This is a genomic window from Desulfobaculum sp., assembly GCF_054921475.1.
The window spans coordinates 1-9,531 of record NZ_JBUDSW010000134.1 but is presented as its reverse complement, the minus strand read 5'-3'; the positions used below and the strand labels follow the sequence as shown (position 1 = coordinate 9,531).

Here is a 9,531-nt window from a genome sequence, read left to right as displayed (position 1 = left end):
TGCCTCCGGCGGGTTAAGGAAATAATTTCCTTAACAATCCTTAGGATTTTCTGGAGCGGAAGCCGCTCCAGAAAATAAGGGTGGGCGGGGTCTTTGCCTTTTGTCTTTCGAACAGCCAGACAGGGATTCTCACCGCCCTTCACACACCGTCAACGCCCCCAATAAAAATTCTCCCCATCCAACCGGACGAGAGCCGTCAGGGGTGACGACAGTCCTCTCCACGCGCACCCGGCATGTGCGCACGCAGGATCGTTAAGGACGGTAGTCCTTAACCCGCCGGAGGCACATCTTCCTCCCCTCTCCCCCGCTCCACCACACGCCAACAGCCCCCCACCGCACGTTTCATAAAAAAAGGCCCAGCGCTTACGCACTGGGCCCAAAAAGCACCACCCCGCGCCGAAAGCAACGCGGGCTGGCTGGTGGTTATTTAAAGACGACGGTCTTGTTGCCGTAGAGGAGAATGCGGTCTTCGAGGTGCCACTTGACGGCGCGGGCGAGCACTTGGCGTTCGAGGTCGCGGCCGAGGTCTTTGAGGTCTTCCACGCTCTGACGGTGGGAGACGGAGGCGACATCCTGCTCGATGATGGGCCCGGCGTCGAGTTCGGGGACGACGTAGTGGGCGGTGGCGCCGATGACTTTCACGCCTTTGTCGTAGGCCTGCCTGTAGGGGTCGGCGCCGGCGAAGGCGGGCAGAAAGGAGTGGTGAATGTTGATGATGCGGTTCGGGTAGTGCTCCACGAAACGCTGGGAGAGAATCTGCATGTAGCGGGCGAGGACGACGAGGTCGGCCTGCCCTTCCATGAGGTCCAGAATCTGCTGCTCGGCTTCATCCTTGTTGTCCTTGGTGACGGACACGTGATGAAAGGGAATGCCGAAGGCTTCCACGGCGGAGCGGAGGTCATCGTGATTGCTGATGACCAGGGAGATATCGGTGGCGAGCTTGCCGCGCTTCCACATCCATAACAGTTCGAGCAGCGCGTGGTCGAACTTGGAGACGAGGATGGCGGTCTTGGGCCGCGGGCTGGCGTAGCTGAGGCGCCAGTTCATATCAAAGCGGTCGCCCACGACGTCGGAGAAGGCCTGTTCGAGCACGGGGGCGGAGACATCCATATGCGGGGTCTGAAACTCCAACCGCATGAAAAAGTCGCCACCTTCGGGGTCGGTGGAGTGCTGGGCCAGTTCGGTAATATTGACGCCGTGGGAGTAGAGAAAGCTGCTGACTGCGGAAACAATTCCCGGCCTGTCGGGGCAGGAAATCAGAAGCCGCGCGCGGGTATCACTGTTCATTGATTCTTCCATCCATTCTGCTTGCAAGTCATCCGCTCGATGTCGATGCGGATGACGGTGGTACGCTCCACGCTGGGAGCTGGAAATTCTTGCACTCCGGCGACAAGGCCGCGCTGCCCGACGATGATGACGAGGGCGGCGCGCTTTTGGGCGGGGTCGGTGAGGATGGTGGCGACGCCTTCACCCATGATGCCGGGGCATGGCGGCAACTCGCTGTCGGCGGTCGGCGCTCCGGGGCAGACGGCGTCCACTTCAAAGCAAATGTGGGGATTGCGGAGCAAGGCCTCCACGTCGCGCACGTCGCCGCCGCAATGGCAATAGAGGCACACGCCGTCGTAGCCATAGCTGACGGGCAAAACGCGGGGAGCGCCGCCGTCGGTTATAACGAGGCGGAGCACTTCTTCACCGCGCAAAAGCGCATCGACATCATCGCGCCCGATAAGGGGCTGCTGGAGCCACATCATGACCCTTTCCATCCTTTTACGAACCATGTGCGGTCCGCATCCACATTTACAGCCAGCCAGAGTCCGGCTATGACAGGACCTAACAAGGCTACATCATGGAGCATTCCACCCCACAAAACGGCGCCTCGATCGCTGTCATTATCCCCGTTCTGCATGAGCAGAAACGCATCAACACCCTTGTGAACAACGTCCGGGAATTGGCCGGTCCGCGGCATGTCGAGATTATCGTCGTCGACGGTGCAGCCTCTGCTGATACCCTAAAAGCCCTGCGGCATAAAGCATTGAAAGCGCTCACCGCCCCTGCCGGACGCGCGTCGCAAATGAATGCGGGCGCAGAAGTGTCTACTACTGACATTGTCCTTTTCCTGCATGCGGATACCACACTGCCGCCGCAGGCCTTTGACAGTCTCCTGCGCGCCGTCGCGGGCGGCGCTGAGGCGGGAGCGTTTTCCCTTGGCTTTGATGCACAGTCCCTGGGGCTGCGAATTATTGCAGCCACGGCAAACCTGCGCTCGCGGCTGACGCGCGCGCCGTATGGTGATCAGGCGCAATTCTTCACGCGCGCGGCTTTTGAGCGCCTTGCGGGGTATGCGCCGCTGCCTTTGATGGAGGACCTCGACATCATGACCCGCGCCCGCAAGCTGGGCCTGCGCGTCACCATCCTGCCGGACCGGGTGACGACGTCATCCCGGCGCTGGCGCAAGGAGGGGCTGGTGCGGTGCACACTGCGCAACTGGTGCATCCGCCTGCTGTACCACTGCGGCGTTCCGGCCGCGCGGCTGGCGGGTTGGTACCGCCCCAACGCCACAAAGGACACCCACAATGCATGATGCAACAACGGCCCTCCTGTTCGTGAAGCTCCCCCGTGCCGGCGAGGTAAAAACCCGCCTTGGGCGCCACCTCGGCGACAGCGCGGCGGCGCTGTTGTACAGCGCCTTTGCCCGCGACCAGCGCGACGCGCTGCTGGCCTCGGGGCTTCCGGTGACGGCGGTGTGCGTCCCCAGCGCGCCTTTGGAGGACTACCGGGGCTGGCTGGGGCCGGATGTGGCCTACACGGCCCAGCGCGGGGCCGACCTGGGCGAGCGCAGGATGCATGCCTTTTTGGACGCCTTTGAAGGCGGCGCCAAGGGCGCGGTGCTCACGGGCAGCGACGCGCCGCACCTGACGCCAACCCTTATCCACGAGGCCAAAGCCGCGTTGACGATGCACGACGCGGCCATTGCCCCAAGCTCGGACGGCGGCTACTCGCTCATCGCTATGACGCAGACGGGCTTTGTGCCGCAGGTCTTCCGGGGCATCCGGTGGAGCACGCCCGAGGTCTTCCGCATGACGCGTGCGGCCTTTGCCCTTGCGAGCGCGTCCCTCAAAATCCTGCCCACGCTGGACGACATTGACACCGTAGACGACCTGATGCGCCTGCGCCGCCGCTTTGGCGAAACGGGCGGTCCCCGCCGCACCATGCGCCTGCTGCGCGAGGGCGGCATCTTGGCCGGACGGCACTAGCCGCCTGGTTTTCCACACCCCGCACGCGGCAATTCGCCGCTTTGCGCCGACGCGCCGGGCCATGGCGGCATATCGCGCCGCACCTCCCCACAGCCCAATCCTGCCGTTCTTCCTCTGCCGCGGGACTTTTTGCCTGCCCATTCTCAGCCTGACGTTGTCGCATTTCCGCAAAGGTCGTATGGTGAAGTGACGACCCATCCATGCCGCACACGCGGCGGCCTGCAACGGGAGGATGCGACCATGGCGGCGAAATCGCGCGCGTCTTTTTTGGTAAAGAACTTTCTGAAATATGCTGTGATCTTTTCCGAGGGGTCCCGGGGCGATACGGCGTATCTGCTCAAAGAGGGGCTGGTGGAAATATCCAAAATTATGGACGGCAAGAAGAAGGTCTTTGCCCACCTGCGCCCGCCGTCCATGTTCGGTGAAATGGCCATCCTGCTGGACGACGAAAAACGCACCGCAACAGCCGTGGCGCTGGAGGACTCCAAAGTCATTGAAATAAAAAAATACGACTTTGAGGAATTCCTCCAGCAGTCGCCGGTGATGATTTCCACGCTGGTCAACGTGCTGGTCCACCGCCTGAAGACGGCCACCACCAAATCCCTGCGCGTGCCGAACCTGTTCACCGGCATCTGCAACGTGCTGGGCATGCTGGGCGGTGCGGGCGTGACGGAGATGAACTATCTGGACACGCTGAATTCGCTGGCCGTGACCTTTAACGTCAACAAGGAAAGCGTGGACAAAGCCCTGCACATGCTGGAGGAGCACGCGCTTATCGAACTCTTCATGAACGACGACAACGAGCGCACCATCCGCCTGCTGGTGACCAAAGACCTCGCCCATACCGCCGCCGAACGCCGCAAGGCGGCCCCGGTCTAATCCCCCAGCCCCAAACGCAAGCCCGCCCCGCAGTGGGAAGAGTCTGCGGGGCGGGAAGCGAGGGGCTATGAGGCCGGATGGTACGGACTCCATCCAGTCGAGAGAGAACTACAGTTCTTTGTGGCAGAACCACCAATCGTATCCGTCGTATTCGGACAGACGCTTTTTGGCGGCTTCATGGTCCTGCGCCGGGGGCACGATGACGCGGCTGCCGATAAGCTCGTTTTTGGGCCAGCCTGCGGGAATGGCGACGCCGTTGGCGTCGGAGGTCTGCAGGGCTTCTACTGCGCGCAGAATCTCGTCCATGTTGCGGCCGACTTCCTGCGGGTAGTAAAGCATCAGGCGCAGATGGCCTTCGGGGTCAATCACGAACACGGCGCGCACGGTGTTGGAGCCTTTGCCGGGGTGCAGCATGCCGAGGGTCTCGGCAACTTTGCCGCGGTCGTCGGCGATGACGGGGAAGGTGATTTCTTCGCCGATTTTTTCGCCAATCCACTCCACCCATTTGATGTGCGAGAACACCTGGTCGATGGACAGGCCAATCAGTTCGCAATTGAGCTTGTTGAACTGCTCGATGCGCTTCTGGAAGGCCACGAACTCGGTGGTGCACACCGGAGTGAAGTCAGCCGGGTGGCTGAAGAGGACGAACCACTTGCCCTTATAATCGCCGGGGAGGTTCTTCTCACCCTGCGTGGTGACGACCTTCATCTCCGGGAACTTCTCGCCAAGAAGGGGGATCCTGTTTTCCATGTCTATACTCCTTGGTTCTTTTTTCGTGTTGAGGCGTTGTGCCTTTGTTGAGAATAATTCCTATTAGCAATTAGACTCTCCGTCAACCCCTCTTTGAAACTTTTTTGCCCAAAGGGCGAATTGCGCCGCAATCCCAGCATATTTCGCAATCCATCAAGGATATAGCATATATACAGCCCCATTGCACCAGTAGCCTGCGCATTTGCCGCTTTTGATGCAAGCACACGAAAAACGGCCCGCCTGCCAGTGGCAGACGGGCCGTAAGAACATACGGAAGGAGTGGAGGGAGGGGCTAATCGGCGGTGATGCGTCCGTCGGAGAGCATCTGCTCAATCTGCGCCACGTCCTTATCACCACGGCCAGACAGATTCACGATGATGATTTTGTCCTCGCCAAGGGTGGGGGCCATCTTCATGGCCTCGGCAAGAGCGTGGGAGGATTCCAGCGCGGGGATGATGCCTTCTGTGCGGGACAGGGCAAAAAAGGCCTTCACGGCTTCCTCGTCACTGGCGGCGCAATAGCTGGCGCGTCCGGCATCCTTAAGGAAGCTGTGCTCCGGACCAACGCCGGGGTAGTCCAACCCGGCGGAGATGGAGTACACGGACGCGGGCTCGCCCTTCTCGTCCTGCAGCAGATAGGACTTGAAGCCATGCAACACCCCGGGGGTGCCACAGGTCAAGGTTGCGGCGTGGTCGCCGGGGGTCATGCCGCGTCCGGCGGGTTCCACACCCACCATGTTCACGCCCTCATCCTCAATAAAGGGATGGAACATGCCAATGGCGTTGGAGCCGCCGCCAACACAGGCCACGAGGTAATCGGGCAGGCGGCCTTCCATCTCCAGAATCTGCTTGCGGGCCTCGGTGCCGATGATGGACTGGAAGTCGCGCACCATGGCGGGATAGGGATGCGGCCCCACAGCGGAGCCAAGCAGGTAGAAGCTCTCGCCCGCGTCGGCAACCCATGCGCCAATGGCTTCATCCACGGCTTCCTTGAGGGTGCGCTGGCCGGTCATGGCGGGCACAACCTTGGCCCCCATCATCTCCATGCGGAAGACGTTGAGCTTCTGGCGCTCGATGTCCTCTGCGCCCATGTAGATGGTACATTCCATGCCCATGAGCGCGGCGGTGGCGGCGGAGGCCACGCCATGCTGCCCTGCGCCGGTTTCGGCGATGATTTTCTTTTTGCCCATGTGCTTGGCCAGCAGAATCTGGCCGATGGTGTTGTTCACCTTGTGCGCGCCAAGATGGTTCAGGTCTTCGCGCTTCAGGTAAATGCGCGCGCCGCCGAGCTTTTTGGTCAGATTGGCACAGGCATACAGGGGCGTCGGACGGCCGGAGAAATGCTTGAGCAGGCGCTTGAAGTCGTCCTGAAATTCTTGGGTATTTTTGACGGAGTCGTAGGCTTCGGCCAGTTCGTCAACAACACGGATCACTTCGTCCGGGAGGAAGCGGCCGCCGTGTTCACCGAAAAATCCGTCCGCGTTGGGGAGCATGGTCGTCATGAGGAGTTCTCCTTCCTTTCGCGGGCAGTGTGCTGGCCGGGAGGGGGGACACAAAAAAACCGCGGCCAGTTGCACTGCCGCGGTTGATGTATGGTCTTTTTGATGTCGTCTTTATCGCAATAGCATCACACGCGGCTCTGTTTCCAGAGCCACCACCAAGAAATAAAGCTGGGTGCGATGGTGTGATTCTTTTGCATGGCTTTGTGGTTACCCGCAAGCGCACAGCCCTGTCAAGCACCAATTCCTGCATCATGCAAAAGTGCGGCGCATTAGGCGAACCACTCCCGCCATGCGGGCCACTCGCCAATGCAGTCGGCCAAAATGCCATAGCCCACGGCGCGCGGATGGATGCCGTCGGAGGCTTTCACGTCGTCAATATAGCCACGTGACAGGCCAATATGCCCCATCAGGTCAAAGTACGGCACACCGCAGGTGGCGCACACCGTGCCCAGCCTGTTGGACAGCTCGCGGTTTCGGGCCGTGTGGGCGGCGTCCGCCACCGGAGGCGGGCCGATGAAGAGCACCTTGTAATCGCGGGTGTCCTCCAGCAGGCGGCGGGTATTTTCGGCGGCCTCGTCCACTGTGGCGCGTGGCGCGCCGCCGGGCATGGCCATATCCCCGGTGCCAAAGGAGAACACAAGGCGGGTCTGCAAGCCGTCAATGTGGCGGCTCTCCACTTCGCTGCGCCACCGGGCCAGCACCTGCGCGCTGGCGTCACGCCGCACGCCAAGGTTATAGTAGGTGAGGTCCAGCCCCGCCGCGATGATGGGGGCGCACAGCCGCCCTGCCCAGCCAAGGCACTCCGGGTCGCGGGTGCCGTTTACAAGGGAATCGCCCAAAAAACACAGCAGCATGGTCCTCCTCCTGTCCGTCGTCACGCGGGCGCGCCAGATGTGGCAGCCCGCGCCGTGCGCCTCCGCCGTATGACGCAGGCGGCACCAGCATGCCCCCACAGCCCCAAAACGTCAAAAGGCCCGCCGGGATTCCGGCGGACCTTTTGAAAAATGCTCCGGCGTGTGGTCTACTCGCCGTTTTTCCAGGACTGCTTGATGTAGAACATGCAAAGCCCCACCATCACCAAACCGAGAAAGAACCAGAAAAAGTCCATAGCTCACTCCTTACATGACGAAATTCAGTTTCCACATACAGTGGATTGCCCATTATTTCAACTCAAGAAGTGCAACACACTCCACATGGGCGCTGTGGGGGAAGAGGTCCACCGGGCACACCTGCCGCAGGGCGTAGCGCTCGCTCAGGATGCCGATGTCGCGCGCCAGCGTTGTGGGATTGCAGGACACGTACACAATGCGCTGGGGCGCGGCGTCCAAGATGCCTTGCACCACGTCCTTGTGCATGCCCTTGCGCGGCGGGTCGGTGACCACCACGTCCGGGCGCTCCTTGCGGCGGCTGATGCGTCCGCGCACGTCGCCTGCGACGAACTCGCAGTTCTGTACGCCGTTTCGCTCGGCATTGGCGCTGGCGTCCTCCACAGCGGAGGCCACGTTCTCAAAACCTACCACACGCCCGGCCTGCTGCGCCATAACAAGCGATATACCGCCGGAACCGCAATACAGGTCCCACACGGTCTCGCCGCCAGTCAGTCCGGCAAAGTCCCGCGCCGTGGCATACAGCACTTCCGCCGCAGCGGTATTGGTCTGGAAGAACGAATCCGGGGAAATGCGATACGTCAGGCCAAGGACGGTTTCCTCAATGTATCCGGGACCGAGGACGGCGGCCTGCTCCTCGCCAAAGGCGATGGCGCTGGTGGCCTTGCGCGTGGAGTGCACAAAGGTCGTCAGCTGGGGGAAGCGCTCCATGAGCATGGCGCCAAGGGCGCGCACCACGCCGCCGCCTGCGCCGGGGGCGGTGATGCAATGGACCATACACTGCCCGGTGCCGCGCGCCTCGCGCACCACGAGAAAGCGCCACAGGCCCTTGCGGGTGACGGGATTGTAAGCGGGGACGGCGGACTCGCGGCAAAATTCGCGCGCAGCGGCCACCACGTCCATGGCAAACGGCGACTGCAGGGCGCAGTGCTCCACATTCACAATGGAATCCGTGGAGCCGCGCTTATGCAGGCCAAGGGACAGATTCCGTTCGCTGCCGCCGCCAACAAAGGCGAACTCCATCTTGTTGCGGTAGTGCTGCTCCTGCGGCGAGGGGACGGTCTGCGCCACCTGCGGGGCCTCGGCGCCGCCAATGCGCGACAGGCTGTCCACCACAAAGCGGCGCTTCCACTCCAGCTGCGCGGGGTAGGACAGGTCCTGCACGTCACAGCCGCCACACTTGCCGTAATGGGGGCAAAACGGGGTCACATCATCCGGGCCGCTTTCCACAAGGGAGACGACCTCGGCCTCGGCAAAACGCTTCTTGACCGACGTAACTTTGGCTTTCACACGCTGTCCGGGCAATGCACCGTCGATAAAATAGACCAGCCCATCAGCCCGCGCTACACCACGCCCGCCAAAAGCCAGCGCATCAACAGTGCATTCCAGCATATCGCCTTTGTGAATTTTTTCGCTCATATATCCTTTTTCGCGTGCAAACGACTTGACATTTTCGGGTTTTCATTCAATTTGAGGTCTTCAAAAGCCAACGAGGAGGAGCACCATGGAAACCCTGTTCGAGCTCATGCAGAATGCATATCACAGCACCCCCCAGGGCTGGGTCGGCGTGCCGTTGATCTTCATGTACATGGCGTTGATTGTGGGTACTGCGTTGTACCGCATCCGCCAGAACAAAGACCACCACTAGTCAGCTGCGCCGAGCCGGATGTCTCGACTTTCCGGGCGGCGGTCAAGCAGAATTTTCTCCAAGGACCACAGCACAAGGCCCAGTCTTGTGCTGTGGTCCTTGTGGTTTGCGGCGTTGCAGAGCTTCTGCATACCGCCCCTCTCCGGCGCGTTGGTGACGGCGCTACACTAGCATACTTCCCCGCAAAGCGCCCGGCCCGTTTACGGGGATAATTCATTTACCGCGCCCTCGCCGCACTTGACGCCCATCACGCCACGCGTGACACTCCAAACGCAGCACCCCAAACCGCGCACAGGAGCCCGCCATGCACTTCCCCGTTGCCGAAGTCGACGTCGCCTTCTGGATTCCGCCGCTCACGGCGTGCGTCATCTCCTTTTTCACCTCCATGGGCGG

10 protein-coding genes are annotated in these 9,531 nt (G+C 61.4%); 4 read left to right on the top strand and 6 right to left on the bottom strand.

From position 1 onward, the window contains the following. Positions 1 to 423: 423 nt before the first annotated feature. Both purU and ACY69P_RS09945 read right to left on the bottom strand, forming a co-directional pair. On the bottom strand, positions 424 to 1,287 hold the full coding sequence (gene purU, locus ACY69P_RS09950; RefSeq protein WP_462327348.1) for a formyltetrahydrofolate deformylase: 864 nt from the start codon (positions 1,285 to 1,287) through the stop codon (positions 424 to 426). Then, positions 1,284 to 1,751 carry a pyridoxamine 5'-phosphate oxidase family protein gene (locus ACY69P_RS09945; RefSeq protein WP_404843802.1) on the bottom strand — a complete coding sequence of 156 codons (468 nt, stop codon included), beginning with the start codon at positions 1,749 to 1,751 and terminating at the stop codon, positions 1,284 to 1,286. Before ACY69P_RS09945 ends, purU begins: the two co-directional genes overlap by 4 nt. A gap of 95 nt (positions 1,752 to 1,846) precedes the next feature. Between ACY69P_RS09945 and ACY69P_RS09940 the strand changes: the two genes are divergently transcribed. The 3 genes from ACY69P_RS09940 to ACY69P_RS09930 all read left to right on the top strand — a co-directional run bounded on the left by ACY69P_RS09940 (position 1,847) and on the right by ACY69P_RS09930 (position 4,133). After that, complete coding sequence (locus tag ACY69P_RS09940) at positions 1,847 to 2,581, top strand: TIGR04283 family arsenosugar biosynthesis glycosyltransferase (RefSeq protein WP_462327347.1); 735 nt, start codon at positions 1,847 to 1,849, stop codon at positions 2,579 to 2,581. Next, a complete protein-coding gene (locus ACY69P_RS09935) occupies positions 2,574 to 3,254 on the top strand; it encodes a TIGR04282 family arsenosugar biosynthesis glycosyltransferase (RefSeq protein ID WP_462327346.1) in 681 nt (226 codons plus the stop codon). The genes ACY69P_RS09940 and ACY69P_RS09935 overlap by 8 nt, the downstream gene beginning before the upstream one ends. A gap of 240 nt (positions 3,255 to 3,494) precedes the next feature. Next, positions 3,495 to 4,133, top strand: a complete 639-nt coding sequence (locus ACY69P_RS09930; protein WP_462327345.1) for a Crp/Fnr family transcriptional regulator — start codon at positions 3,495 to 3,497, stop codon at positions 4,131 to 4,133. A gap of 108 nt (positions 4,134 to 4,241) precedes the next feature. Here ACY69P_RS09930 and ACY69P_RS09925 read toward each other — a convergent pair whose 3' ends face one another. The 4 genes from ACY69P_RS09925 to rlmD all read right to left on the bottom strand — a co-directional run bounded on the left by ACY69P_RS09925 (position 4,242) and on the right by rlmD (position 8,909). Then, entirely contained in the window at positions 4,242 to 4,883 is a 642-nt protein-coding gene (locus ACY69P_RS09925) for a peroxiredoxin (RefSeq protein ID WP_404843806.1), read from the bottom strand. Positions 4,884 to 5,175: 292 nt separating this feature from the next. Then, the gene (trpB, locus tag ACY69P_RS09920; RefSeq protein ID WP_459900478.1) at positions 5,176 to 6,384 is read right to left on the bottom strand and encodes a tryptophan synthase subunit beta; all 1,209 of its coding nucleotides are present in this window, start codon (positions 6,382 to 6,384) and stop codon (positions 5,176 to 5,178) included. A 269-nt stretch (positions 6,385 to 6,653) separates the two neighbouring features. Continuing rightward, the gene (locus ACY69P_RS09915; protein WP_462327344.1) at positions 6,654 to 7,238 is read right to left on the bottom strand and encodes a GDSL-type esterase/lipase family protein; all 585 of its coding nucleotides are present in this window, start codon (positions 7,236 to 7,238) and stop codon (positions 6,654 to 6,656) included. Between the two features lie 306 nt (positions 7,239 to 7,544). Next, the gene (gene rlmD, locus ACY69P_RS09910) at positions 7,545 to 8,909 is read right to left on the bottom strand and encodes a 23S rRNA (uracil(1939)-C(5))-methyltransferase RlmD (RefSeq protein WP_462327343.1); all 1,365 of its coding nucleotides are present in this window, start codon (positions 8,907 to 8,909) and stop codon (positions 7,545 to 7,547) included. An 85-nt stretch (positions 8,910 to 8,994) separates the two neighbouring features. On the opposite strand from rlmD, the gene ACY69P_RS09905 reads away from it, so the two are divergent. Further along, the gene (locus ACY69P_RS09905) at positions 8,995 to 9,138 is read left to right on the top strand and encodes a hypothetical protein (protein ID WP_404843810.1); all 144 of its coding nucleotides are present in this window, start codon (positions 8,995 to 8,997) and stop codon (positions 9,136 to 9,138) included. The last annotated feature ends 393 nt before the right edge of the window (positions 9,139 to 9,531 follow it).